This window comes from Acinetobacter rudis (genome assembly GCF_000829675.1).
Taxonomy (GTDB): domain Bacteria; phylum Pseudomonadota; class Gammaproteobacteria; order Pseudomonadales; family Moraxellaceae; genus Acinetobacter; species Acinetobacter rudis.
Genome location: NZ_BBRX01000037.1, coordinates 19,103 through 43,836, shown reverse-complemented (window position 1 = coordinate 43,836; position 24,734 = coordinate 19,103). Strand labels below are relative to the sequence as shown.

The 24,734-nt window shown below is 40.5% G+C and carries 26 protein-coding genes; 15 read left to right on the top strand and 11 right to left on the bottom strand.

Going from position 1 to position 24,734, the window contains the following annotated elements; translation table 11 throughout:
• The 4 genes from Aru01_RS11115 to ftn form a co-directional block, all read left to right on the top strand.
• A partial coding sequence (locus tag Aru01_RS11115; RefSeq protein ID WP_042111358.1) for a coiled-coil domain-containing protein occupies window positions 1–2,749 on the top strand: 2,749 nt, incomplete at its 5' end.
• A gap of 1 nt (window position 2,750) precedes the next feature.
• The gene (locus tag Aru01_RS11110) at window positions 2,751–3,677 is read left to right on the top strand and encodes a cell division protein ZipA C-terminal FtsZ-binding domain-containing protein (RefSeq protein ID WP_016655167.1); all 927 of its coding nucleotides are present in this window, start codon (window positions 2,751–2,753) and stop codon (window positions 3,675–3,677) included.
• Between the two features lie 61 nt (window positions 3,678–3,738).
• Window positions 3,739–5,772: an NAD-dependent DNA ligase LigA gene (gene ligA, locus Aru01_RS11105; RefSeq protein WP_016655168.1), complete on the top strand. Its 2,034-nt coding sequence runs from the start codon at window positions 3,739–3,741 to the stop codon at window positions 5,770–5,772.
• 328 nt (window positions 5,773–6,100) lie between these two features.
• Window positions 6,101–6,565 (top strand): heteropolymeric bacterioferritin subunit Ftn, encoded by a 465-nt coding sequence (gene ftn / locus Aru01_RS11100; protein WP_016655169.1) that lies wholly within the window; start codon window positions 6,101–6,103, stop codon window positions 6,563–6,565.
• A gap of 82 nt (window positions 6,566–6,647) precedes the next feature.
• Here ftn and phoA read toward each other — a convergent pair whose 3' ends face one another.
• Together phoA and Aru01_RS11090 are read right to left on the bottom strand one after the other, a co-directional pair.
• On the bottom strand, window positions 6,648–8,093 hold the full coding sequence (gene phoA, locus Aru01_RS11095; protein WP_016655170.1) for an alkaline phosphatase: 1,446 nt from the start codon (window positions 8,091–8,093) through the stop codon (window positions 6,648–6,650).
• A 293-nt stretch (window positions 8,094–8,386) separates the two neighbouring features.
• A complete protein-coding gene (locus tag Aru01_RS11090; RefSeq protein ID WP_016655171.1) occupies window positions 8,387–8,950 on the bottom strand; it encodes a peroxiredoxin in 564 nt (187 codons plus the stop codon).
• Window positions 8,951–9,067: 117 nt separating this feature from the next.
• Between Aru01_RS11090 and Aru01_RS11085 the strand changes: the two genes are divergently transcribed.
• The 5 genes from Aru01_RS11085 to bioD all read left to right on the top strand — a co-directional run bounded on the left by Aru01_RS11085 (window position 9,068) and on the right by bioD (window position 13,746).
• Window positions 9,068–9,784: an alpha/beta hydrolase family protein gene (locus Aru01_RS11085; RefSeq protein ID WP_016655172.1), complete on the top strand. Its 717-nt coding sequence runs from the start codon at window positions 9,068–9,070 to the stop codon at window positions 9,782–9,784.
• A 98-nt stretch (window positions 9,785–9,882) separates the two neighbouring features.
• Window positions 9,883–11,160, top strand: coding sequence for an adenosylmethionine--8-amino-7-oxononanoate transaminase (bioA, locus tag Aru01_RS11080; protein ID WP_016655173.1), 1,278 nt, complete (start codon window positions 9,883–9,885; stop codon window positions 11,158–11,160).
• 2 nt (window positions 11,161–11,162) lie between these two features.
• Window positions 11,163–12,320: an 8-amino-7-oxononanoate synthase gene (locus Aru01_RS11075; RefSeq protein ID WP_016655174.1), complete on the top strand. Its 1,158-nt coding sequence runs from the start codon at window positions 11,163–11,165 to the stop codon at window positions 12,318–12,320.
• An 8-nt stretch (window positions 12,321–12,328) separates the two neighbouring features.
• The gene (gene bioC, locus Aru01_RS11070; protein WP_016655175.1) at window positions 12,329–13,108 is read left to right on the top strand and encodes a malonyl-ACP O-methyltransferase BioC; all 780 of its coding nucleotides are present in this window, start codon (window positions 12,329–12,331) and stop codon (window positions 13,106–13,108) included.
• Window positions 13,105–13,746 (top strand): dethiobiotin synthase, encoded by a 642-nt coding sequence (gene bioD / locus Aru01_RS11065; RefSeq protein ID WP_016655176.1) that lies wholly within the window; start codon window positions 13,105–13,107, stop codon window positions 13,744–13,746. The genes bioC and bioD overlap by 4 nt, the downstream gene beginning before the upstream one ends.
• Before the next feature lie 78 nt (window positions 13,747–13,824).
• Here the strand turns inward: bioD and rluB are convergent, their stop codons facing one another.
• The 5 genes from rluB to Aru01_RS11040 form a co-directional block, all read right to left on the bottom strand.
• Window positions 13,825–14,883, bottom strand: a complete 1,059-nt coding sequence (gene rluB, locus Aru01_RS11060) for a 23S rRNA pseudouridine(2605) synthase RluB (RefSeq protein ID WP_016655177.1) — start codon at window positions 14,881–14,883, stop codon at window positions 13,825–13,827.
• A 40-nt stretch (window positions 14,884–14,923) separates the two neighbouring features.
• Window positions 14,924–15,511: an SMC-Scp complex subunit ScpB gene (scpB, locus tag Aru01_RS11055; protein ID WP_016655178.1), complete on the bottom strand. Its 588-nt coding sequence runs from the start codon at window positions 15,509–15,511 to the stop codon at window positions 14,924–14,926.
• On the bottom strand, window positions 15,508–16,299 hold the full coding sequence (locus tag Aru01_RS11050; protein ID WP_016655179.1) for a segregation and condensation protein A: 792 nt from the start codon (window positions 16,297–16,299) through the stop codon (window positions 15,508–15,510). Before Aru01_RS11050 ends, scpB begins: the two co-directional genes overlap by 4 nt.
• A 511-nt stretch (window positions 16,300–16,810) precedes the next feature.
• Complete coding sequence (locus Aru01_RS11045) at window positions 16,811–17,428, bottom strand: L-threonylcarbamoyladenylate synthase (protein WP_016655180.1); 618 nt, start codon at window positions 17,426–17,428, stop codon at window positions 16,811–16,813.
• An 83-nt stretch (window positions 17,429–17,511) separates the two neighbouring features.
• Window positions 17,512–18,174, bottom strand: coding sequence for an elongation factor P hydroxylase (locus Aru01_RS11040; RefSeq protein ID WP_016655181.1), 663 nt, complete (start codon window positions 18,172–18,174; stop codon window positions 17,512–17,514).
• 97 nt (window positions 18,175–18,271) lie between these two features.
• On the opposite strand from Aru01_RS11040, the gene Aru01_RS11035 reads away from it, so the two are divergent.
• The 5 genes from Aru01_RS11035 to acpP all read left to right on the top strand — a co-directional run bounded on the left by Aru01_RS11035 (window position 18,272) and on the right by acpP (window position 21,279).
• Window positions 18,272–18,829 (top strand): YceD family protein, encoded by a 558-nt coding sequence (locus Aru01_RS11035; RefSeq protein ID WP_016655182.1) that lies wholly within the window; start codon window positions 18,272–18,274, stop codon window positions 18,827–18,829.
• Between the two features lie 75 nt (window positions 18,830–18,904).
• Entirely contained in the window at window positions 18,905–19,090 is a 186-nt protein-coding gene (gene rpmF, locus Aru01_RS11030; RefSeq protein ID WP_004723964.1) for a 50S ribosomal protein L32, read from the top strand.
• A 148-nt stretch (window positions 19,091–19,238) separates the two neighbouring features.
• Complete coding sequence (fabD, locus tag Aru01_RS11025; RefSeq protein WP_016655183.1) at window positions 19,239–20,225, top strand: ACP S-malonyltransferase; 987 nt, start codon at window positions 19,239–19,241, stop codon at window positions 20,223–20,225.
• Window positions 20,222–20,956: a 3-oxoacyl-ACP reductase FabG gene (gene fabG / locus Aru01_RS11020; RefSeq protein ID WP_016655184.1), complete on the top strand. Its 735-nt coding sequence runs from the start codon at window positions 20,222–20,224 to the stop codon at window positions 20,954–20,956. Before fabD ends, fabG begins: the two co-directional genes overlap by 4 nt.
• 86 nt (window positions 20,957–21,042) lie before the next feature.
• Entirely contained in the window at window positions 21,043–21,279 is a 237-nt protein-coding gene (gene acpP, locus Aru01_RS11015) for an acyl carrier protein (protein WP_016655185.1), read from the top strand.
• Window positions 21,280–21,356: 77 nt separating this feature from the next.
• Here the strand turns inward: acpP and Aru01_RS11010 are convergent, their stop codons facing one another.
• The 3 genes from Aru01_RS11010 to Aru01_RS11000 form a co-directional block, all read right to left on the bottom strand.
• On the bottom strand, window positions 21,357–21,959 hold the full coding sequence (locus Aru01_RS11010; protein ID WP_016655186.1) for a hypothetical protein: 603 nt from the start codon (window positions 21,957–21,959) through the stop codon (window positions 21,357–21,359).
• A gap of 252 nt (window positions 21,960–22,211) precedes the next feature.
• Window positions 22,212–22,862, bottom strand: a complete 651-nt coding sequence (locus Aru01_RS11005) for a glutathione S-transferase family protein (RefSeq protein WP_016655187.1) — start codon at window positions 22,860–22,862, stop codon at window positions 22,212–22,214.
• An 88-nt stretch (window positions 22,863–22,950) separates the two neighbouring features.
• The gene (locus Aru01_RS11000; protein ID WP_081407234.1) at window positions 22,951–23,772 is read right to left on the bottom strand and encodes a helix-turn-helix transcriptional regulator; all 822 of its coding nucleotides are present in this window, start codon (window positions 23,770–23,772) and stop codon (window positions 22,951–22,953) included.
• Between the two features lie 23 nt (window positions 23,773–23,795).
• Here Aru01_RS11000 and Aru01_RS10995 point away from each other — a divergent pair, with 23 nt between their 5' ends.
• On the top strand, window positions 23,796–24,209 hold the full coding sequence (locus Aru01_RS10995; protein ID WP_040331069.1) for a hypothetical protein: 414 nt from the start codon (window positions 23,796–23,798) through the stop codon (window positions 24,207–24,209).
• Between the two features lie 71 nt (window positions 24,210–24,280).
• On the opposite strand, the gene dut is transcribed toward Aru01_RS10995, so the two are convergent.
• Entirely contained in the window at window positions 24,281–24,733 is a 453-nt protein-coding gene (gene dut, locus Aru01_RS10990) for a dUTP diphosphatase (protein ID WP_016655190.1), read from the bottom strand.
• Window position 24,734 lies beyond the last annotated feature (1 nt).

The window sequence follows — 24,734 nt, the reverse complement described above, 5'->3', positions numbered from 1 at the left end:
TTTTCAATGCGAACAAAGCACACGCCTACAAGAACAATACAGTGTGCAAATGAATGAGCTTGGTGAGCAGTTCAAGTTAGTTCGCTCAGAAATGACCACAGTAGAACATGATCTTTCAAGTACAAGTGAGCTTTTTCAGCGTCTAATTCAACAGTCCATGCCACTTCAGCAAGAGTGGCAACAAGCTGAAAAGAAACAGGCAGAGCTCAAACTGACTCTTGAGCAAAAGCAGAATTTGCTACAGCACAATACTCAAAACCTTCTTCAACTGAACGAACAAAAACAGCAATGTAAAGAAAAAATTCAGTTGATCGAATTGCAATTAGAAAGCTTGCATGATCAGCTTGAACAGCAAACTGAGCAGTTAGAGCAGCATGAGTCGAGTACTCAACATGGACAAAAGCATGTACATGAAATGTCGCAGCAACAAAGTCAGTTACAACAACAGTTTGATCAACAGCGTAGCTTAATTGAGAAGCAGCGACAGCAGCAGCAACAAATGCAGTCACAGTCAGAATATTTGGTGAAGAATATTCAGCGTATTGAGCAGCAAAAAGAAACGCTACAAATACAACTGCAGCAAATTCAAGGTCAAACGACAAGTACTGATATTGAACATTTGCAGCAAGAGCAACATGATCAGCGCGCTGCGATTGATGTTTTAGAGCAAAAAGTTAAAACCGAAACGCAACATCTAGAGCAGTTACAACAAGCGTACTCGCAACATAAAAATACCATCACTGAGCGTCAAGCTGAGATCCAAGTGTTGCAGTCTGAACAAAAAACGATTCAGAAATTATTGGTGAAGAACAATACAAAGGCAGCATCTGAGCAACAGTTATTACAGCATTTACAACTGACTGAACCTGCTAAAGCACATGCGAACATCATTGAGAAGTTTTTAGCGCGTTGGCTTGAAGCCTCTTGTTTAGATGAGAAAAATGTATTTCAACACAACATCGCTCGTCAGATGAAAACAACTGAATCTGGTTTTAGTGATCGTTGGCAAGATCTATGTAGCTTAAGTCAATGGATCAAAGCACCTCAGTCTTCGTTATGGCAAAAGGTCTATGTTGCTGAAAGTCTAGAGCAGGCCTTGGCTTTACAAAGCCAATTGCAACAAGGTCAAAGTATACTGAGTCTAGATGGTTATCATCTTGGCAGTGATTGGATGATCGCACTACTTTATGATGAGTCGAGTCAGGCAGCACAAGGTGCTTTGAGTCATCGTATTCGTCTTGAGCAGATTGAGGTTGAACTGGCTCAGTTGGTTGCAACTCACACGATTGAGCAGCAACAACTGCCTGAGCTTGAACAAGCCAAACAACACGTACAGCAGCAGTTACAGCAAGATCAACAGCAACTCAAACAAAAGTTGCAGCAACTTCAGCAACTTGATGTCGAATTGGTAAAACATCAGAGTGCAACTCAGGCATTTCAATTACAACGTCAACAATTGCAAGACCAGTTGCAACAGCTTGATGCCCAGTTGGAAGAAGATGCGATGCAAAAAGATGATTTGGAAATCGATCTGCATGCATTAATCTTTAAACTTGAACAAAGTTTGCCAGAGTTTGAAGCACTACAAGCAAAGCTAGATAAGCTCAATGTTCAGGCTGACGAACAACGTCAAGTACTGCAACAACAGCAACAAGAGTTAGAAACGACACGACGTGTTGCTGGCCAAAATCAACAGCAAGTTGAGTTATTAGAAAAAGATCTGTCTTTTACTCAACAACAACGTCAGCAGATTGTTTTTCAAATCGAACAGGCTCAGACATGTGTGGAGCCAATTCAGCTTGAATTGCCGAGTTTAAAATCACAGTTCGATGAGCAATCACAACAAACTGAGAAACTACAAGAGACTTGGCAAAACTGGCAAACCGAATTGCATCAGGTACAAGAGAAACAACAGCAGTTGACCGTTAAACGTCATGAACAACAGCAGTTGGATGAGAAACTACGGACTGAACTTGAAGCGCAGCGTTTGGCATGGCAGGCAGCAAAGTCTGATTTGCAACATTATAGTGAGCAGCTGACCGAACTTGAAGCCAAATTAAAAACAGGTTTAACCATCGACTTAGAGGCACATCAGAAAAAGTTAGCACTAGCGCAACAACAATTTTCCAAATTAGGTGCAGTTAACTTAGCGGCATCGGAAGAATATGTTGAAATCTCAGCCCGTGCAGAGCAACTCAACCATCAAATTGAAGATTTACAAACAACAGTGACACAGTTAAAAGATGCCATGAAGAGCATCGATCTAGAAACTAAAAAGTTGTTTATGACCACATTTGATCAAATCAACTTGGAATTACAAAATCTTTTTCCCAAAGTTTTTAATGGGGGTGAAGCCTCACTAAGTCTTGAAGATGACTGGCAATCTGGTGTACGCCTAATGGCTCGTCCACCAGGAAAACGTAATAGTTCGTTGGCATTGTTATCAGGTGGTGAGAAAGCTTTAACAGCTTTGGCTTTGGTTTTCGCAATTTTCAGACTTAATCCTGCACCATTTTGTGTATTGGATGAAGTTGATGCACCTTTAGATGATGCCAATGTGGGAAGATTTTGTAATTTGGTAAAAGAGCTGTCTGAGCAGGTACAATTCATTTACATTACACATAATAAAGTTGCAATGACAATGGCAACTGATCTTTTGGGGGTCACTATGCCAGAACCTGGTGCCTCTAAGTTGGTCAGTGTCAATTTGGAAGAAGCAAAAGAATATGGTCTAGTTGCGGAGTCATAGAATGCAAAATACTACAGTCGTCGGAATTATTGTTGCTGTCATCATTATTTTATGGGGGCTCAGGATTATTCTACGCAAACCAGATGATGCACGGCCTTCATTGGAAACACCATTGCAATTGGATGCAGATACTCAGTTGCCGATTATTCCACGTCATGTGCGTGATCAGTTACAAGGTCAAACTCCAGAGCCAGAAACTGCTGTGGACAGTGTTAGCGAAACAGCAACTGAAAATCAACAAGCTGTGATTGAGCAGCCCGAAATTCAACCAACAGTAGAGCCAGTTGTGAGTGCAGAGACTTCTACACCAGCACAGGATCAGCCCAAAGATGAAGCAAAGCCTGTAACTGAAACGCCTGTTGTTGAAGATGTTGTAAAAGCTGAAGAGATTTTAGATTTTAATCAAAATATTGAAACAGCTGAAATCAAAGAGTTTGAAGCAGAAAGCACGATTTTAGATAAACATTTACATGAGCAACAACGCAATGATGATGAAAGTAGCCTAGCCAATGCGGCGAGTATCATTGCACTTAATGTATATCCAAACCCGCGCAAGGCTCTTTCTGGCGATAAGACACTAAAAGTGTTATTGAAATATGGTCTACGTTATGGTGAATTATCTTGTTTTCATCGTTACGAAGAATCTGAAGAAAGTAATACATTATTATTTTCTGTTTTACGTATTACCCCAGAAGGTCCATGTGGTTTCGACTTAGAGGCACTTTCCGTAGAGCAAGTTCAAGGTCTCGCTTTTTTCCTTGCTTTACCGCACAAAGATGTACAAAAAGGCTTTGATACTATGGCCAGCATTGCGGGATTGATTGCTCGTGAAATTGATGGTGCTGTCTATGATGAAAATAATTTAGAATTAACACCTCAACTCAAAGAGCATTGGCGTCATAAAGCTATTGACTATCGTGCTGAGTAAGAAGAGTTAAGCGAATACGTTTTTAACTGGCGGATTATCCGCCTTTTTCTATGGTGAAATCATGCAAACTACAACAGTCCTGATGCAAATGCGTCGACTTATTCAACTTATTGCACAGCATAACCATGCCTATTATGTGATGGATCAGCCGACGATTCAGGACAGTGAGTATGATCAATTATTTCATCAACTCAAGGCCTTAGAGCAGGAGTATCCTGATCTGGTTCAGGCTGATAGCCCAATCAATAAGGTTGGTGGTCAAGCACTGAGTAAGTTTGAAAGCGTGGTACATCATGTCCCTATGCTGTCCTTGGGCAACGTTTTTAATCAAGAAGAACTTTATGCTTTTGCGCGTCGCTTAGAAGAGCGTTTGCCACAGCAGCAGATTCAGTATGATGTTGAGTTGAAATTTGATGGTTTGGCTATTTCACTTTGGTATGAAAATGGGGTGTTAACTCGAGCTGTGACACGTGGCGATGGTGAAACAGGCGAGTTAATTACACAAAATGTTAAGACAATTAGAAACCTACCAAAAGTTTTGAGTAGTGATCAGATCGAAATCCCTTCTTTACTCGAAGTTCGTGGCGAAGTGCTGATGCCAAAGGCTGGATTTAATAAGCTTAATGCTGAGCAAGAAGCTAAAGGGGATAAGACTTTTGCAAATCCACGCAATGCGGCAGCTGGGAGTTTAAGACAGCTTGATCCTCAAGTTGCTGCATCTCGACCTTTAGCTTTTTATGCTTATGGTATTGCCCAGTGTGAACCATTGCATGGTTTAACTACCATGTCTGAGAGCTTAACTTGGTTAAACCAATTGGGCTTTGCGATCGGTGAGCTGCACTATGTTTGCGATAGTATTGAAGAAGTACAGCAGCGTTATGAAGAAGTTCAATTAAAGCGCCCAGATTTAGCGATTGAAATTGATGGTATGGTCATCAAAGTTGATGATTTAAAACAACAGCAACAGTTGGGTTTTCTAAGTCGTGAACCTCGCTGGGCTACAGCCTATAAGTTTCCTGCAGTTGCAGCCTTAACCACCTTAGAGCAAATTGATTGGCAAGTGGGGCGTACTGGCACTTTAACGCCTGTTGCACGTTTAACGCCTGTTGCAGTCGGTGGTGTCACTGTTTCCAATGTGACCTTACATAATATTGGTGAAATTCATCGTCTTGATGCACGTGTTGGTGACACCGTCAGTGTCTATCGTAGTGGTGACGTGATTCCTAAAGTGGAAAAAGTATGGGCTGAGTTACGTTTAGCTGATCAAGAATATGAAATTGTAAATCTTCCTAGCCATTGTCCTGTATGTGCTTCACCTGTGGTGATGCCTGAAGGAGAGGCCTTGGCACGCTGTTCTGGTGGTTTGTACTGTGCTGCACAGCGTATTGAAGCTATTCGTCATTTTGTTTCGCGTAAAGCGATGGATATCGAAGGTTTAGGTGATCGCTGGGTAGAATCTTTGCTGAATCTACAGTTGCTTGATAATGTTGCGGATATTTATCACTTGCAAGAACATCGTGAACAGATGTTAGGCATTGAAAAAATGGGTGAGAAGTCGCTGCAAAACCTATTGGATGCGATTGAAAATAGTAAGAAAACAACGCTAGCTGCTTTCATCTATGCTTTGGGTATTCGCGGGGTTGGTGAAACCACAGCTCGCATGCTCGCCAATACTTTCCAAACTCTAGATGCTCTAAAACAAGCAGATATTGAAAGTCTGAAAAAAACACCAGATGTTGGAGATATCACAGCCGAGTGGATTTTTGACTTTTTCCAAGCTGAACATAATATTGAGGTCGTTGATCGCCTAATTGCAGCAGGTATTCATTGGGATGCACCACTTGCTCCAACACGTCAGCCCTTAAACGGTGAAAGTTGGGTGATCACTGGTACATTGAGTCAATTGACTCGTGATGAAGCAACTCAAATGTTGCAGGCACTTGGTGCACGGGTCAGCGGCAGTGTTTCTTCAAAAACCAAATGTTTGGTTGCTGGAGAGAAAGCAGGTTCAAAATTAGAAAAAGCTGAAAAATTAGGGATTGATACCATGAATGAAGAAGAGTTCTTGGTATTTATAGCTTCACATCAAGCTTAAATTTTCGCTTGAGGCCTAGAGCAGTGAGTGAGATCTACTCACTGCTCATCAGTTCAAATCAAATTTTTAGTTACCACTACAACGATTTCTGCCAATATTTTAAAAAGTTACAAAAAATAATATGTCGCTTTTATGCTTTTAAACACATGCCAACAATCAATGAAAGTAGCCCAACAGCTTATTTTTGTTATTAAAAATTAACTGATCGTGAAGCTAAATGCGTATGTTTCTCATTTTTATTTTATAAAAATCATAAACTTACGAAGATTTGCTTTTGCATTCATGAGCGAAAGCGTTCATACTACTTGAAAAAATTGGAGAGAGATCTATGCGTGGGAACCCAGAGGTGATTAATTATCTCAATATGTTGATTGGTGGTGAACTTGCAGCACGTGATCAATATTTAATTCATTCTCGTATGTATGAGGATTGGGGACTATCTAAAATTTATGAGCGAATCGATCATGAAATGCAAGAAGAAGCTCAACATGCTGATGCATTGATCCGACGTGTATTATTTTTAGAAGGTACACCCAATATGCAACGTGAAGACGTTGATGTGGGTACAGATGTGATCTCTTGCTTAAAAGCAGATTTAAAACTTGAGTATCATGTACGTGAAAAGTTGGCACAAGGTGTCAAGTTATGCGAAGAACATGGTGACTACATTAGCCGTGATATTTTGCGTCAACAAATGGCTGATACTGAAGAAGATCATACATATTGGTTAGAAAAACAGATCCGTCTTATTGAATTGATTGGTTTACAAAATTATATTCAATCACAAATGTAATTTTCCAATCAAAGATTCAAAAAGCAGTGCCATGGCACTGCTTTTTTATGTTCTATTTTGAGTTTTTAGATTGGCCTGATCGTTATTTGATGCCTAATGCATTGCGCATAATGAAATACAAATCAGTCTGATCAAGTAAGCCAGAAACATTTCCAGCATGTGGACCATAAGCTGCTGTACGGACTTGAGCGCCAGTATGTTGCTGCGAACCATCTTTGGTTGTTGCATAGTTGATGGTCATGTCTGCACCGTCTTTAGTAAGCAGTTTTACAGTTTTTCCTGGGCTGTCACTGTTATTTGGAATAATTTGACTGGTATGTGCATGGTCACCAGTGACGATGATTAAAGTATCTGGGTTCTTTTTAGCGAACTCAAGTGCAACTTGAATAGCGTCATCGAGTTGAACTGTTTCACCAATTTGACCACAAGCATCTGCTGCATGGTTTTGTTTGTCGATTGAACCACTTTCAACCTGCAAGAAGAACCCTTTTTTGTTGACCTGAAGGAGTTCAATTGCTTTAGCTGTCATGTCTTTGAGCTTAGGTGTACCACTCTTAAATTCAGCGTTAGCAATACATTGAGATGAAGCTTGTTTATTGCCATCAGCAACAGCAGCAGGACCACTCCAAATGACAGGTAAATTACCACTGGCAAATAGACCTAGTAGGGGTTTGCTTTGATCAGCAGATTGAACTGCTTTTAATTCATCAATATTTTCAACTACTTGATAGCCCATTTTTTTCGCTTGATCAAGTAAAGTCATCCCTTTATAAGCACCACCCGTGACTGTCTCAGCGAATGTTTTTTTACCACCACCTAAGGTTACGTCTGCTTTGGTTGTGAGTAGCTGTTCTGTAATTGAGCCTGGTCCATTCTTTTCTAAAGAAAATGCTGAGCAATTTGTAGAGGTTTTTACAGGGCCATAGCATCCACGGTTATTGATTTGTGCCACTTGTGCTGCAGGTGTTGCATCTTGTAATTCAGTGGTGGTGACATTGCCTGTGGCAAAACCAGCTGCTTTTGCAATTTTAAGTATAGAGGTTTTTTTATTGTCACTTGCATCGATGCCTAAGGCACCATTATAGGTTTTGGTTCCCGTTGACCAAGCTGATGCAGATGCAGCAGAGTCTGTAACATAGTCAATTTTTTTGGTTTCTTTATCTAGGGAATAAGTTGTATAGGCTCCAGTAAATGGTAATACATCTAAACCTTTAAAGTATCCCGATGCACCTTCAACATAATTTCGAGCAGCAGTAATTTCAGACTCACTTGTACCATCACCAATAAACAAAATGACATGTTTAACTTGTCGATTACTTAAAGAAGCTTTCATCGCCTCAGTACGTTCAGCTTTCAAACGTGTAGCACCACCAAACTCTGCGATGTTACCTTTACTGCTCGGATCTAATAATGGCCCGTTAGAATCTACTGTTGTAACTGGTTTTTCTGGAGTTATTGTTTCTTTATCATCATTACAAGCGCTCAGTAGCGCGACAAGTACAGGTAATAGTAATAGTTTAAATTTCACAATTGTACCTTGGGTTGCTGTTTAAATAGCTTCAGAATGTACCGATCAATTGTGACAGTAAGTTCTCAGTGAGATGAATAAATTGTGTCAAATTGTTAAATTATTATTTAGAGTGGTTCTGATTTAAAAATAGACAATTAATAATTTTTATTATTTTAAATTAAATGGTTATAGTGAGAAGTATCTTAATTTTATTTTAAATGTAAAGATGTAATTGTTATTTAAATTAATCAATAATCACCAAGTTAGTTTTAATTCAAATTGACTAAATTGGTGAGTACATTGGGGGATATTTATAAGTTTTTGAGACGTTGAATATCTTTAAGAACTTCACCTGCATGGGATTGGGTATTCACGCTGGTGTAGTGATAAACCACGGTGCCTGTCGGATCAATGAGAAAGCTTTCTCTTTTTGCAATTTTTGTAAAACCTAGATTTTTCACTATACCTAATTGGCGTGCCAATTGTTGTTGATCATCTGCCAATAAAGCAAAAGGTAGTCCAAGTTTTTCTGAAAACTTCTGGTGGGAACTGACATCATCCAGGCTGACACCCAAAATGACCGCATCATTTTTAATGAAATCAGGATAGAGGCTTTTGAATTGATTTGCTTCTTGAGTACAGCCAGGCGAGTTATCTTTAGGATAAAAATAAAGGACTAACCACTTACCTTTATATTGTTTTAATTCATGCCATTGTTGATTTTGATCTTGTAATTTAAATTGTGGGGCAGGTTGACCGACCCATTGTTTTTGTTGTTGTTCAAAAGCATTGAGCCCAGTGGGTTCTGCGTGTGCATTGCCGATGTATAGAGCGCAACAAAGGGTAGCTATAAAAGAATGTGGAAGTTTTTTCATCTGCTGCGTCTCTAACAATAAGTTGTGTTAAATCTTAGCAAAAATCGCAGATAAATGTCGGCGTGGGCGAGTAGAATTGATCTGGAATGTTGTAACTTCAGCGAAAATGGATGCATGATGGCGAAGAGAATTTTATTAATTACGGGTTGGGGTGTGGGTACAGAAGTCCTTGAAGACTTCGCCTTGGCACTAAGAGATAAACAATTTAATGTGGATCTGATTAATATTTTTGATCCTGCTCATGCAGTCACACTGGATAGCTACAGTGATTTGGCGCAGCACTATGACATACTGATGGGTTGGTCACTTGGTGGCCAATTGGCCAGTATTTTAGCCGAGCAAGTATGGCAACGTACTAGACAAGCCAAGACGTTGATTACTTTAGCTTCTAATCCTTGTTTTGTCCAAAGTGAGCATTGGCCTAAGGCGATGTCACAACAAGCATTTTCGCAGTTTAAACAATCTTATCTGGATCATCCAGAGGCGTGTATTAAACGCTTTTGTTATCTGATTTCTCAAGGTAGCCTACAGCATAAAAAAGATTGGTTAACTTTACAAAGTTTGCTTAAAGCACAAGATTTTTTAGAAATGAAGCAAGGTTTAAATACACTGCTGCAATTAAATACTGTACCGATCTTGCAAAACTATGAGGGTCAGCAGTTTCATCTCTTGGCAGAACAGGATCAACTGCTCAGTCATCAAATAGCTACTGATTTGCACAAGTTAGCTGCAAAGTTTTTAAATATTATTAAAATTGATGGCTCACATGCCTTTCCTGTGACTAATGTAAAGCAGACCAGTGAGAAAATTGTGCAAATATGTCAACAACTCTAGCTAGATCAAGCAATATTTGGATGTTATCGCAATTTATTTTTATTAAACGCTGGCGTATGATCAAAATACTTTTGTAGTGATAAAGAATAGTGTTTAGGATGACCGACGAATTTGACTTAAAGCATATATGGCATCCATATACCTCCATGACTCAGCCGCTGCCAAGTTATAAAGTTAAACGCGCATATGGTGTGACGATTGAATTGGATGATGGACGTAAATTAATTGATGGTATGGCTTCGTGGTGGTGTGCAATTCACGGATATCATCATGCTGAGTTAGATCAAGCAGTGACAGAACAACTGCAGTCAATGTCGCATATTATGTTTGGCGGGTTAACCCACGAACCAGCGATTGAGCTTGGAAAAATTTTACTTAATATCACACCACCTGAGCTTGAAAAAATATTCTATGCTGACTCTGGTTCAGTGGCTGTAGAAGTTGCTTTGAAAATGGCTGTTCAGTATTGGACCGCACAAGGGCAAAACAGTAAAACTAATTTTATAACCACGCGTTCGGGTTATCACGGTGACACGTGGAATGCGATGTCGGTCTGTGATCCTGTAACAGGTATGCATCAAGTCTTTGGGGCGAGCTTGGCTCAGCGGATTTTTGTTCCAGCACCTCAGACAGCTATTGATGAAATTTGGGATCCTCGTGATATTGCTGTATTGGAACAGACGTTGGCTGAGCAACATCAGCAAATTGCAGCATTTATTATTGAACCGATTGTACAAGGTGCAGGGGGAATGCGTTTTTATCATCCTGAATACTTGCGTCAGGTGAAACGTCTTTGTGATCAATACAATATCTTGTTGATTTTCGATGAAATTGCCACAGGTTTCGGGCGAACAGGCAAATTGTTTGCTTGGGAGCATGCTGGGGTTGTGCCAGATATCATGTGTATTGGCAAAGCCTTAACAGGTGGCTATATGACTTTGTCTGCAACACTGACCACAACGCATGTGGCTGAGACGATTAGTCACGGTGAGGCTGGCGTATTTATGCATGGCCCAACCTTTATGGCGAATCCTTTGGCTTGTGCTGTTGCTATTCGAAGTACACGTTTACTTCTGTCACAAGATTGGGCCGCTACAGTTCAGGCTATTGAAACTCAATTAAAGCAAAAACTAAATGTGCTTAGTCAGTTAGCACATGTCCAACAAGTTCGTGTTTTGGGAGCGATTGGTGTTGTTGAGCTGAAGCAGCCTGTAGATATGCAAGTGCTTCAACAACAATTTGTTGAACATGGCGTGTGGATCAGACCCTTTGGTAAATTGGTTTATGTCATGCCACCATATATTATTACTGAACAGGAGCTGGATTATCTACTGAGCCAGTTAGTCAAAGTGGTTAGCCAAATGGACGTAGATTAATCATGCAACTCATTGATCATTATGCTGAACAACTCGAAAGTTTAAAGCAGCAAGGCAACTTAAGACGCTTTACCCAATATCATCAACAGGGTCGGCAGATAGAAATTGCTGGACATGAGATGCTCAATCTTGCATCGAATGATTATTTGGGCTTGGCTGCAAGTGAGAAATTACGTGAAGCCTTTTTTGATCTTACCCCCATATCCGAACGAGTGATGAGTAGTAGCTCATCACGTTTATTGACGGGTAATTTCCCCGCCTATGAGCGTTTTGAACATTGTTTATCTGAGGCCTTTCATGGACGTGCTGCACTGTTGTTTAACAGTGGTTATCACATGAATATTGGCATATTACCTGCGCTAAGCGACGCTCGTACCATGATATTGGCGGATAAGCTGGTACATGCCAGTATTATTGATGGTATCCGATTGTCGAGCGCTAAATACGTACGTTATCGTCATAATGACATGTCACACTTACGGCAACTGCTTGAACGTTATCAAGATGATTGTAATTTTGATCGTATTGTCGTTGTGACTGAATCTATCTTTAGTATGGATGGCGATGAGGCCGATCTAAAGCAACTGGTACTACTTAAACAACAGCATAGTAAAGTCATGCTTTATGTCGATGAAGCGCATGCGATTGGGGTACGAGGAGTAACAGGTCTAGGCTGTGCAGAGCAGTATGATGTCATCGATGATATAGATTTTTTAGTCGGCACTTTTGGTAAGGCATTGGCATCAGTTGGAGGTTATCTGATTTGTCACCCAGTCATACGTGACTATTTGATTAACCAGATGCGCCCATTAATTTTTAGTACAGCACAGCCACCACTATGTATGGCTTGGACCGAGTTTGTATTTAAGCAAGTACAGCAGTTACAGCAGCCTCGATTGCACTTGCAACAGATTAGTCGATATTTACAAGCGCAATTAAAAGCCAAAGCATATGCGTGTCCTTCAAGTAGTCATATTGTACCTGTAATTATTGGCGATTCTCAGGCTGCTGTTGAACGTGCACAGCAGTTACAACAGCAAGGTTTTTATGTGATGCCAGTTCGGCCACCCACTGTACCACAGCATAGTTCTCGGTTAAGAATTTCATTAAATTCGATGATTCATCATCAGGATCTTGAGCAGTTGCTTGAGTATTTGTGAGAGGCTAAGTGAAAATTGATTCTTTAAGTATTGCGCAGCGTTTCGCTAAAGCTGGGCAAAGCTATCATCAACATGCAACTGTACAAAAACAGATTGCAGTTCAATTGTTTCAGCTTATGCAGCACAATTTACCTGCACAGGTTGCAGGTTCTTGCTTGGAAATTGGTTGTGGTTCTGGTCATTTGAGTCAGCTGGTATTGAGTGATCATCTACAGTTTCAACCAAATCCCTATTACTGTAATGACTTATATGAAGCGGTGCAGCAGCATTTTAATGCTGATCGACGTTTAAATTGGTTAATCGGTGATATTGAGCAACTGCAGTTACCTGATTCGTTAGCACTCATTGTATCGAGTTCTGCTTTACAGTGGATGAAGGATATTGATGTACTGCTGGTCAATTTACATGAGGCAATGCTGCCTCAGGCTTATCTGTGTTTTTCAAGTTTTAGCCTAGATAATTTAAAGCAAATCAAAACGCTGACAGGGCAAGGTTTGGATTATCTAAGCCCAGCACAATGGCAGCAAAAATTGCAACAACATGGTTTTGAGATCGTGTTATTGCAAGATCATATTGAAACGCTTTATTTTTCTCATCCACTTGATGTGCTTAAGCATCTCAAAGCGACAGGGGTGACAGCAACTGCACAGCAGTATCGTTGGACAAAACAATCATTACAGCAGTTTTATCAGGATTATCATCAAATGAGTGTGATGGATGAGCAAGCTCAAGCCCAGTATCCTCTGAGTTATCATCCACTTTATTGTATAGCACGGAGAATATCATGACAGGCGCAGTCTACTTTGTGAGTGGTATAGACACAGGTATTGGTAAGACATATGCAACCGGGTATCTTGCTAAGTTATGGCGTGAACAAGGTCAAAATGTGATTACACAAAAGCTGGTGCAGACAGGCAACGTGGGTTTTTCTGAAGATATTCAGCAGCATCGTGCAATCATGGGGATTGATGAGTTTAAAGAAGATCGTGAACAACTGACGATGCCTGAGATCTTCAGTTATCCCGCTTCTCCACATTTGGCTTGTCAGATTGATGGTCGTGCACTGGACTTTGACAAGATCAAACAAGCTACAGCAACGCTGGTTGAACGCTATGAAGTGGTATTGCTCGAAGGGGCAGGTGGTTTAATGGTGCCTTTAACGACTGAGGTACTGAGTATCGATTATATTGAACGAGAGCAGTTGCCCGTGATTTTAGTCAGCTCAGGGCGTTTGGGAAGTATTAATCACACTTTACTGAGTTTAGAGGCATTACAGCGCCGTCAGATTAATTTATATGCATTGGCTTATAATCTAAATGATGAGTCTCAGGATGAGATTATTTCAAAAGATACAGCAGCTTATTTAAAGGCTTATTTGCAGAAGCATTTTCCTGATGCATTGTGGATCGATATTCCAAAGATTTAATCCAGTTTTTGTACATTGAATTAAAAAAACCACAATCAATTTGATTGTGGTTTTTTTCGCTAGGTCGAGTGACTTGGCTTAGTATTTTTTGAAACCTTTCTTCAATACTGAAGATTTGCGTTGTACAAATGGTTTTTCGCGGTCAGTACCGTGTTGCTGTTGTTCTGATTGATAGCCTTGGTTGTGTTGTTGGCTATTATGTGCTGATTGTTGTTGGAAGCCACCACGATTTTGTTCATAGCGTGGACGTTGCTCGCGGCGAGAATGATCAGTCTCCTGACCTTGTTCACTGTCGCGGCGTTGTTGGCGTAAATAACCGCCACGACGTGCAGCTAATGGTTTTTCTTGCATACGCTCAGTACGACGTTTTGCCATACCAAACAGACCAGTACCTTGGCGTGGTTTAAGATCAACCATTTTACTGAGGTTATCAATATCTGTTTTGTCGAGCTCTGTCCAGCGACCAGTACGCAGTTCGCGTGGTAGGATTACTGTGCCATAACGTGTACGTAATAAACGGCTGACTTTAAGACCTTGTGATTCAAAGATACGACGAACCTCACGATTACGTCCTTCTTTCACCACAACTTGATACCAACGGTTGATCCCGTCACCACCAATTTCAGTAAATGATTCAAACTTTGCTGGGCCATCATCCAACTCAACACCATTAAGCATGGTCTGACGGATTTTCGGGGTTACTTCACCCATTACACGTACGGCATATTCACGTTCAACTTCATTTGATGGGTGCATCAAACGGTTGGCAAGTTCGCCATCATTGGTGAACAGTAATAAACCTGTACTATTAATATCAAGACGACCAACCATAACCCAGCGATCATTAGCAAGGGTTGGAAGGTGTTCAAATACTGTTGGTCGGTTTTCTGGATCGTTACGTGAACAGATCTCACCTTCAGGTTTGTAATAGATCAGGACACGACGACGTATCTCATCTTCAATTTGAAATTGAACTTTACGACCATCGATGCGAAGCTCATCACCAGGTTCAATACGTTCACCAACTTGAGCAATTTGCCCATTGACACTAACGCGACCAGCAGCAATAACTTCCTCCATATAACGGCGAGAACCTAAGCCAATTCGCGCTAACACCTTTTGCAATTTTTCACTCATGACAGATAACCTTAGAAGTAATCATCTACAGACCGCCTATTTAAGACTTTGGAACGAATGCATCCAAAGCATTAAATGCTTCCTTGGCATCCTGTAGGGGGGGCAGTTGGTCTAATGACATTAGACCAAATGCATTTAAAAAATGTAACGTCGTCACTAACAACGCAGGCCGACCTGGAATTTCTCTAAATCCAGATTCCTTTATCCAATTTTGTTCAAATAACATTTTAAGTAATTGGCTGTTATTTGAGACCCCACGTATTTGTTCTATATCCGCACGTGTGACCGGCTGGTGATAGGCAATTACAGCTAAAGTTTCCAATAGCGATGGGGAAAGTTTATTAGGTCGCTCAGGCCATGTTTGCGTAATAATAGAACGATATTTACTACGAACTTGAAAACGATAACCTTGAGCTGTTTCAATTAATTCGACTGCACGATTGTGCTGCATCAATGCCAACTGTTGCAAAAACTGCTGAAGTTGAGTTTTGCTGTACTGTTGTTGAAAGGCCTCTTTAAGTCGAGCCAGACTCACAGGCGCATCACTGGCAAAGATAATGGCTTCGAGCTGCATTAGAATATCATGATGCTGTTCATTTGCGTCATTAAATTGTGCGTCTAAAGTCATAATGGCACTCCTTGGATTGCGAGTGGGGCTTCAATACCAGATGCAATAATCGAAACTTTTTGTTGTCGTGTAAGCTCTAAAATAGCCATAAAGGTGACCACCATACCGAGGCGACCTTGGCTAGGTTTGAGTAGATGTTTAAAATGTAGCACTTCACCTTGACTCAGAAGGGCTTCAATATACGCGATTCGCTCTTCTAAATGTACCGCTTCCTGTTCAATTTTATGTACAGTAGGTTCAGGCCGATTAAATACACAGAGCATTGCTTCATGTAATAAGTCGACAGCATAACCTGTTTCTAGCTTGACTACTGCACCTAATGCGACATTTGTATTAAAAGTATCTCTTTCTAAAACAGGAAGCTTGGCAAGATATTCTGCGGCTTGTTTGATACGTAGATATTTTTCTAGGCGATCAATGAGTTCTAATTTTGGGTCTTTTTCAATATCGGGAAGTTTGGGCTTAGGCAGTAAAAGACGTGATTTTAAATCTGCCAGTAAAGCAGCCATGACCATGTAGTCAGCAGTCAGCTCAATATTGAGTGATTTCATTTGGTCCATATAGGACAAATACTGTGCAGCGATTGGAGCGATTTCTAGTTGTAATAGATCGAAGCCATTTTTTTGAATTAAGTAAATTAGAAAATCAAGCGGTCCTTCGAAATTTTCGAGCAAAATTTCGAATGCAGCAGGTGGGATATATAAATCCTCAGGGACTGTTTCTTGCCATTCATCTAAAACGCGGATGTGCGACATTTTGTCCGTTGTATTCTGGATTGCTTGAGTCATTACAGTTTTATTGCTACTTGGCTTGCATTTTCTGTTGATGTAAAAGCGAACGATTACTTATTAAATTTGAGTATTCCCAGCAAAACCCTGATTTAGGTTATGTTGCACAAAAAATCTCGCCCATTTTAATGGAAAATTACAGTTGAAGAAATTACTAAAACTGTAAAAAAACTAAAAAAGTAAGAAATATAGCGTAACTTTTCTATCTTTTTAATTAATTTGTTCATAAATTCAACATGTTTGATGGGAGAGTAGGATATAACTTTAAGTAAGTCTTCAAGGGAGAGCCAGTTCTTTTGGTGATTAGTCAGTCTAAATAGACCGCTATTGTGTTCGGTAGAGTAATATAAGATGGGTGTAAAGTATAGAAAAAGTATAAAAACACTAAAAAATGAATAGGTTGAAGTATTAAGTTATTTGTAGATGCAGCGTGTTATTTAAGTGGCTAGAGCATCAGTCACAATAGGGATCATAAAGAAGCTGTCATTGGACAGCTTCTTTAGTTATTGCTTTATTCAAAATGGCTAAGGTCGCCTACACCATGACGAATGATTTGAGGATGGTCACCAGAAAGGTCAATGATACTGGTGGTTGTTAATGTGCCTAAGCCACCATCAATAAAAACATCGACCCGTTTTTCGAGTTGTTGTTCAATCTCGTAAGGATCATCTAGCGGATGTTCTTGACCCGGTAAAATCAATGTACTGGTCAATAAAGGCTCGCCTAATTCTTGTAACAACATTTGGCAAATAGGATTGCTAGGAATACGTAATCCAATGGTCTTTTTCTTGGCATGCATTAAACGTCGTGGTACTTCACTTGTTGCAGGCAAAATAAAAGTCGTTACTGCGGGGGTATTTGCTTTGAGTAAACGATACATTGCATTGTCTACTTTGGCATAAGTTGCAATTCCAGATAGATCAGCGCAAAGAATAGCATATTGATGCTTAGCGCCAAGATCACGAATTTGCGTTATGCGATCCATGGCATTTTTATTCCCAATTTGACAACCAATTGCATAGGCAGCATCAGTGGGATAAATCACCACATCACCTGCACGAATGCGTTCAACGGCTTGACTGATTAAACGTGGCTGCGGGTTGTCAGGATGTATTCTTAAGTGCAACATAATTTATGCTCCTGATGTGAGCGCTGATTGCCAACTCAGTGATTCACATGGGTTAATAATTACCCCATTATATCGTAAGTGGATTAATTTAACATTTCACGTGTAAATTCAGACGCTTTTAGTGCATGCCCCTGTCGTGTTGCTTGGCAAATACAGTCAATAAAATGTGCTGCATCGCGAGGAAGTGTTGCATGACCTGAGAAGTAACGTTGGACTTGGGCAAAGACATTATCTTTAAAGCTGTGCCCTTGGCCTGCATCACCTGTTAAGTTATCCAAAGAAACGCGAAATTTACGTGCAAATGCTGTGGCAAACATCCATTCAATTGCCTGTGGAACGATTTCAACTTTTTCAAAAAGCTGCTGTTGTTCAGCACTACGCCCATCGGGAGCGTACCAGTAACCTAAGTCGGGTAGGGTACGTCGATGAGCGCCAGCTATACACCAATGGCTGATTTCATGTAGTGCGCTATTGAAGAAACCATGGGCAAATTGGATGCGTGCAGGCTCGGTCGCGGTTGCTGGAAAATATTCAGGTTCAAATTCTCCGCGTACTAAGTGTACATTATGGTATGAAAACCAATGATTAAAGTGTAGAATGAGCCAATCCACTTGCTGCTGTTCCGTATGTTGTTGCGCCCAAATAGCTAGATTTTGTTGTGCTATTTTAGGTGTTAAACCCTTATGGCATATAGGATTGCAGTCAGTAGATGTTATGACTTCAGCTTGCTTTTGCAACAGAGGCATGACTCGATTTACCCAAAAGATCTGTTTAAAGAAGTACAAAATTGTATCTTAATCTTTGACAGAATAGCGATGAATTTGTAGAATTGCCGCCTTAATTATGTCAGCAAATACCTTTCCGGCACAGATTGAGCCGTTTAAATGGGCTGAACAAGGTTATTCATGGTCAGGAAATCTGCCCTTGTCTCGTTTTGTTCGTATTGCCCGTGAAGCTGTTGGTCCAATTGACCATCAATTGATCAACATAGACTGTAAGCTATCAATGGATGCGTTTCATCGCATTGTTTGGCTCAGTGGTCGTTGTGAAACACTTGTCCCTATGGAATGTCAACGTTGTTTGGAATCTGTAGAGATTTCGCTTGTTTCTGACTTTCATTTAGCCTTAATCGATGATGAGTCACTGATAGAGCGCTTGGATGAGGATGCTGATTTCATCGTTTTAGGTGAGAGTGAATCTACAACTAAAGGAGACTATAGTGCTCCTGCAACTGTTGATTTACTGTCATTACTAGAGGATGAATTATTATTGTTGTTGCCTTTGTCACCTAAGCATTCTGCTTGTGAACATAAGCACCAACCAGCCGAAGAAGAAGTTGTCGAAGAAAAACGGGATAACCCGTTTGATGTTTTGGCAGGTTTGAAAGGCAAACTGAGTTGATTTGTGTTAGACTACCGCGCTAACATTTAGTCAATTTTTTTGATCCCATTTTTTCGATCTTTGTAAGGAGCCATCATGGCCGTTCAGCAAAACCGTAAAAGTCGCTCTCGCCGTGACATGCGCCGTTCACATGACGCTTTAACCGAGAATGCATTAACTGTAGACCAAACTACAGGTGAAACTCATCGTCGTCACCATGTGACTAAAGACGGTTTCTACCGTGGTCGTCAATTATTCGCTAAAGCAGCTGATGCTGAATAATTGTTGAAGCATTAAGCGTCAAGCTTAGTGAAAAAAAATGGGAGCGTAAGCTCCCTTTTTTTTTGTTGTATTTCGCAATTAAAAAGTCTGGGATTCCGTGTTAAATTTCCGCATCGGAAACGAAAATAGATAATAGAAGGGACGTCATATGTCTGCTCAAAAATTCGATCACGTTGCTCAAGCCCAGAAAACAGCATTTATGTTTCCTGGCCAAGGCTCACAAAAGGTCGGAATGCTTGCTGAACTTGCAGAACAATTTCGGGGAATTCAAGAGACTTTTACAGAAGCCTCTGATGCCGTGGGTTTTGACTTGTGGAATATTGCACAAAGTGGCGAAGGTTTGGATCAAACAGAAAACACCCAGCCTGTTTTATTAACAGCAAGTGTAGCGCTATGGCGTTTGTGGTATGAACTTGGTGGTTTAGCACCAAAATTCCTTGTAGGTCATTCACTTGGCGAATACAGCGCACTCGTTGCTGGTGGTGCAATGAGCTTAGGTGATGCGGCAAAATTGGTCAATTTGCGTGGTCAATTGATGCAATCGGCAGTGCCACAAGGCGAAGGAGCAATGGCTGCTATTTTAGGCCTTGACGATGCTAAAGTGGTAGAACTTTGCCAACAGGCAACGCTAAGTGGTGAGGGTGCAGTAGAAGCTGCAAACTATAATGCAGCAGGCCAAGTGGTGATTGCTGGCTCTCACGCATTAGTTCAGGCTGTAATGGCTGAAGCCAAAGCACAGTCAGGTAAAGCGATTGCATTGCCTGTCTCAGTACCTTCGCATTGTTCATTAATGAAACCAGCTGCAGAAAAATTTGCATTGGCTTTGGAACAAACTGCCATTGAGCTGCCTAGTATTCCTGTAATACAAAATGTCAATGCAGCGGTTGCTACTGATGTTGCGCAATTGCGTAGTGCGTTAACCGCTCAGCTTTATCAATCGGTACAATGGACCAAAAGTATGCAGCTCCTACAAGATCAAGGCATTCAATATGTTGCTGAATGTGGTCCAGGAAATGTTCTTGCAAACATGGCAAAACGTCTACCACAAATTGAAAAAGCTTTCCCATTAGATACACAAACTCGAATAGAAGATGCATTGAATGCCATCTTAGTGGCTGAAGGAAAAATTGCATGAAACAAGAACGTAAAGTTGCGCTAGTCACTGGTGCAAGTCGTGGTATTGGTGCTGCTATTGCACAACAATTGATGAATGACGGTTTCTTTGTAGTTGGTACAGCAACCTCAGCAGGTGGGGCAGAAAAACTCACTGCACAATTTGCTGAAAATGGTGTAGGTGCTGTGCTTGATGTACGTGATGGTGATGCAATTAATGATCTCGTTACGCATATTGAAGAACAATATGGTGCAGTAATGGTTTTAGTGAATAATGCTGGGATCACTAAAGACAATTTATTGCTTCGTATGTCAGAAGATGATTGGGATGATATTTTAAATATTCATTTAAAAGCCGTATTCCGTTTATCTAAGCGTGTTTTAAAAGGTATGACCAAAGCACGTTTTGGACGCATCATTAATATTAGTTCAGTGGTGGCTCACTTTGCTAACCCAGGTCAAGCCAACTATTCAGCTGCTAAAGCTGGGATTGAAGCATTCAGTCGCAGCTTGGCAAAAGAAATGGGTAGCCGTCAAATTACAGTGAACTGTATTGCCCCTGGTTTTATTGCGACTGAAATGACTGAACAACTCAGTGAAGACATCCGTAAAAAGATGAATGATCAAGTTGCCCTCAACCGTTTTGGTGAGCCGCAAGATATCGCAGATGCTGTGAGTTTCTTGGCTTCTGATAAGGCAAGCTACATAACAGGTAATGTTTTACACGTAAATGGTGGTTTATTCATGGCTTAATGTCATGTATAAACTATGAAAAATTTCAATATTCAATTAAACTACGGCCATGAAAAACGCCGCCACAAGCAATGAGGAGAATTCCTGTGAGCGATATCGAACAACGCATTAAACAAGCTGTTGCAGAACAACTCGGTATGAAAGCTGAAGAGATCAAAAACGAAGCATCTTTTATGGATGACCTAGGTGCTGATTCTCTTGATCTAGTTGAGTTAGTAATGTCTTTCGAAAACGATTTTGACATCACTATCCCTGATGAAGATTCTAACGAAATCACAACTGTACAATCTGCAATTGATTATGTAAGCAAAAAACTTGCGTAATGAATGCTGCTGACGTTAAGTCCGCAATTGAGGCTGCCTGTAAAGGCAGCCTTTTTTAATGGCTTTATGCAGAGCTTTCAGGTGTCTGCTTCTTCTTGTTTCATGAGCAGATAGGTCGCTTCAAATAACCCCCAAATTAAAGCAAACTCGTACATCTCTTCTAGGAAATCTTTATATGCCACATCGTATAAGAAAAATATAGAGATCGCTCGGTTATGCTCGATTGCATCTGCAATGATGACTGCCAATAGCGCAAGTACGATGCTAAAGATAGGGAGTTGAGTCGTTTTTAACTTCACAATGATTTCAGCACGCAACTTTCTTGATAACAACATCAAAAGGACAGGTGCGATAAGCAGTATTGAGATGATTCGAAAATAGTCGTGTGCAACGTCAGGAAAATAGTCTCTGCCCCAACTGATACTTCGGCCAAATAAAAGTATCCACCAAAAGATCACCCAGATCCAAAACTGTTTTTTACCAGTGGCATATTGTCGTGGTCGAATAAAAAAATAACTAAAAATCGCAGCAGCAAGAAACAACAATGCTTGGGTATTTTCTAGTGCAGTGACCAATGCACCGTCAAGGAGAGGGATGTTGAAATAAGTCAGAAATGGAAAAACTAAGCCTAGGCCAATAAACAAAAGAGTTGGATAACTGAGTTTTTTTGAGATGAGCATAGGGGAGATATAGCCTTGAAAATAGATCAAACAAAGCAGGCAACACTAGCATTTCTATAAAAAAAGGGGAGCTCGATCCATAGGACACTGAGTTGCTATAACAGCTCAGTGGTGATGTTGGGTGTGGTTGAGTTTAAAGGACTGTATACAAAAAACAGAGCTGATCCTATTGAATGAAGTACACCGCAAAGACCTTTGGGTCATCGCGGTATACGATGGGTTTTGAATGTAATGAGTTAAATTTGATTGAAATTAATCAGCCTGAGTATTAGCTGAGTCATTGAGTTGTTGTAAATACCCGTCATTGAGTTGTTGAGTGCGTAAGTAGGCTGGTCGAGCAATCGCACGATCTAAATAGGCTTGTAAGGTATCATCGAGTTGAAAAATTTTGTCATAAACCGCTCCCCAAGCCAATAACGCAACCAGAAGTAAATCAGCCGCACTAAATTGTTCGCCGAGTAAATAGCGGTTTTGGCTTAAGTGTTCAGTCACTTGTTTAATCAAAACATCAAGTGCAGGATAACCCAATGAAAAACGCATTTCATCTGTCACTTCAGTTTGATACTTCTGATCGGTCAGGGCAGGTTCAAATTGATTGCAGATGATAAATAACCATTTGTAATATTCACCACGCTGTACAGTGGCTACAGCAGGTGCTAGTTGCTTACCTGCATAGAGATCAGCAAGATAAGCAACGATTGCAGCAGTTTCAGTAATGATTACACCATCATGAACCAATGTCGGGACTTTACCTGCTGGATTGAGCTTTAAATACTCGGCTTGTTTCATATCGGTACGAAACTGTAGCGGGATGGCTTGATAGTCAGCTTGGCACTCTTCTAACATCCAAGACACAGTGACGCCGCGAGAGTGTGGATGGGTGTAAAGTTGCATGGTTGACATGTTTAAGTCCTTTAAAAGTAAGTGGTTTTTTCTTAGTCCACAAACTTTAACGGTTCATAGTGTCAGAACATGTCAGTAGCCGTATTTTTTAATTAAAATAAAAATCCTGATTTGAAATACCTGATTCATTGAACCATTGTTGTAATAAAAAAGCGCGATTAGGCTGATAGTTTTGCAATGTATTGTGAAGCTGTTGAATGCGGTCAATACGGAAACTACGAAAGGCATGACGCTTTTCACACCAGCCAAGTAACAGCCGAACCTCATTAAAATAGGCTAATGCCAATGGATAAATACGACGTTCAGAGGGCTCTTTTTTTCCATCGATATATTCAATGTTGAGTATTGATTGATCCTGAATTGCTTGACGAATTAATTGAGTGAAATGATTTTCACCTTGTTGAGGGCGATATTCACTACCGACTAACATCGGTGAGTTATGCAGGGCTTCTTGCATAGCAGAGGGTAATACATGTTGGATTTTATGAAATAGATTTTTGGCAGATTTGACCAAGTGTTCATCGCTATGGCGGCAAACCCATCGTAGTCCAAGCACTAAGGCTTCAATTTCTCCATGATCTAATTGCAGTGGAGGTAAGGCTAAGTCCTCGATAAGCACATAGCCTAGTCCAGCTTCACCTTGGATATTTGCGCCTTGTTCACGTAAGAGTTCAATATCTCTATAAAGTGTCCGAACGCTAATATCGAGTTCCTGAGCGAGATTCTGAGCGCTGACTGGATAGCGATATGAGCGTAATAACTGCATGAGGGTGATTAATCTATTTGAGCGCTTCACAAAGTAATATTCTGACAATAGGGGTATATATTTAAAAAAAATTATATATGATTTGTCATAATGGTGTGTTATCTGATGGATCTTTCTCCGCAGATTATTTGCTGGGTCAAACATGTATATGGATCACTGGTGATTGCTTGCAGTATTCAAACAAAATTATATTAAAAGCCTTATTACTTGCTCCATTGCCTTTATTATTTCTTCTGGCTGTGGCGTTGATTATTGCGAATCAAGAATTTAGCTTTTATTCGATCTTGGTTTTTTTCGCAGCTCATGCTGTGGTTTATTTGGCTTATTGTCTGTTCACCGTACCATTTTCATTTTTGATTTCTATGCTGTTGGCAAGATTATATTGGCTAAATTTTTTCAGTATTGTCATGTTTAGTGTATTGATAGCAGGGGTTTTTTTTCTTGGCTTTGGCTGGGCACATACGGGGAATATATCGAACCCGTGGTGGGATGTATTTACTGAGCCTTTTTCGATCGGGCTCGCCCTGATTGTTGCTTTTAGTTATTGGATGTTTTTAATTCGAGACAGAAGGGCGTCATAAACGATATTAAGCCTTGTTGAATTTAGCAGCCCCACAGTATGTCATGGAGCTGCATTGCTCTACTTGATCAATTATTTTTGACCTGTATGACCAAAACCGCCTGCACCACGATCACTTGCGACAAAGTCATCAACGATGTCGAATTGTGCTTGCATCACAGGAACAAGAACATACTGTGCTAGACGCTCACCTGGTTCTAAAGTGAAAGTTGTTTGTCCACGGTTCCAAACAGAAACCATTAATTCACCTTGATAATCAGAGTCGATTAAACCGACCAAGTTACCAAGAACGATGCCATGTTTATGACCAAGACCTGAACGTGGTAAAACCAAACCAGCATAGTTCACATCTTCAATATAGATCGCCATACCTGTTTTAACCAATACAGTTTGACCTGGCTCAATATTGATTGCCTCATCGACACATGCACGTAGGTCTAGACCTGCTGAACCTGTTGTTGCATAGCTTGGCATTGGCCAAGTTGAACCTAAGCGTGGATCAAGTACTTTTACTTGGACTTTCATA

What these genes read in the sequence shown, in the direction of transcription:
- Aru01_RS11000 (WP_081407234.1), bottom strand. Translation starts at nt 23,772, where the DNA reads ATGTTTGACCCAGCAAATAATCTGCGGAGAAAGATCCATCAGATAACA.
- Aru01_RS11005 (WP_016655187.1), bottom strand. Translation starts at nt 22,862, where the DNA reads ATGTCAACCATGCAACTTTACACCCATCCACACTCTCGCGGCGTCACT.
- fabG (WP_016655184.1), top strand. Translation starts at nt 20,222, where the DNA reads ATGAAACAAGAACGTAAAGTTGCGCTAGTCACTGGTGCAAGTCGTGGT.
- Aru01_RS11035 (WP_016655182.1), top strand. Translation starts at nt 18,272, where the DNA reads ATGTCAGCAAATACCTTTCCGGCACAGATTGAGCCGTTTAAATGGGCT.
- Aru01_RS11010 (WP_016655186.1), bottom strand. Translation starts at nt 21,959, where the DNA reads ATGCTCATCTCAAAAAAACTCAGTTATCCAACTCTTTTGTTTATTGGC.
- fabD (WP_016655183.1), top strand. Translation starts at nt 19,239, where the DNA reads ATGTCTGCTCAAAAATTCGATCACGTTGCTCAAGCCCAGAAAACAGCA.
- Aru01_RS11085 (WP_016655172.1), top strand. Translation starts at nt 9,068, where the DNA reads ATGGCGAAGAGAATTTTATTAATTACGGGTTGGGGTGTGGGTACAGAA.
- rpmF (WP_004723964.1), top strand. Translation starts at nt 18,905, where the DNA reads ATGGCCGTTCAGCAAAACCGTAAAAGTCGCTCTCGCCGTGACATGCGC.
- ligA (WP_016655168.1), top strand. Translation starts at nt 3,739, where the DNA reads ATGCAAACTACAACAGTCCTGATGCAAATGCGTCGACTTATTCAACTT.
- Aru01_RS11090 (WP_016655171.1), bottom strand. Translation starts at nt 8,950, where the DNA reads ATGAAAAAACTTCCACATTCTTTTATAGCTACCCTTTGTTGCGCTCTA.
- ftn (WP_016655169.1), top strand. Translation starts at nt 6,101, where the DNA reads ATGCGTGGGAACCCAGAGGTGATTAATTATCTCAATATGTTGATTGGT.
- bioD (WP_016655176.1), top strand. Translation starts at nt 13,105, where the DNA reads ATGACAGGCGCAGTCTACTTTGTGAGTGGTATAGACACAGGTATTGGT.
- rluB (WP_016655177.1), bottom strand. Translation starts at nt 14,883, where the DNA reads ATGAGTGAAAAATTGCAAAAGGTGTTAGCGCGAATTGGCTTAGGTTCT.
- Aru01_RS11045 (WP_016655180.1), bottom strand. Translation starts at nt 17,428, where the DNA reads ATGTTGCACTTAAGAATACATCCTGACAACCCGCAGCCACGTTTAATC.
- scpB (WP_016655178.1), bottom strand. Translation starts at nt 15,511, where the DNA reads ATGACTTTAGACGCACAATTTAATGACGCAAATGAACAGCATCATGAT.
- dut (WP_016655190.1), bottom strand. Translation starts at nt 24,733, where the DNA reads ATGAAAGTCCAAGTAAAAGTACTTGATCCACGCTTAGGTTCAACTTGG.
- Aru01_RS11075 (WP_016655174.1), top strand. Translation starts at nt 11,163, where the DNA reads ATGCAACTCATTGATCATTATGCTGAACAACTCGAAAGTTTAAAGCAG.
- bioA (WP_016655173.1), top strand. Translation starts at nt 9,883, where the DNA reads ATGACCGACGAATTTGACTTAAAGCATATATGGCATCCATATACCTCC.
- Aru01_RS11040 (WP_016655181.1), bottom strand. Translation starts at nt 18,174, where the DNA reads ATGCCTCTGTTGCAAAAGCAAGCTGAAGTCATAACATCTACTGACTGC.
- Aru01_RS11050 (WP_016655179.1), bottom strand. Translation starts at nt 16,299, where the DNA reads ATGACTCAAGCAATCCAGAATACAACGGACAAAATGTCGCACATCCGC.
- Aru01_RS11110 (WP_016655167.1), top strand. Translation starts at nt 2,751, where the DNA reads ATGCAAAATACTACAGTCGTCGGAATTATTGTTGCTGTCATCATTATT.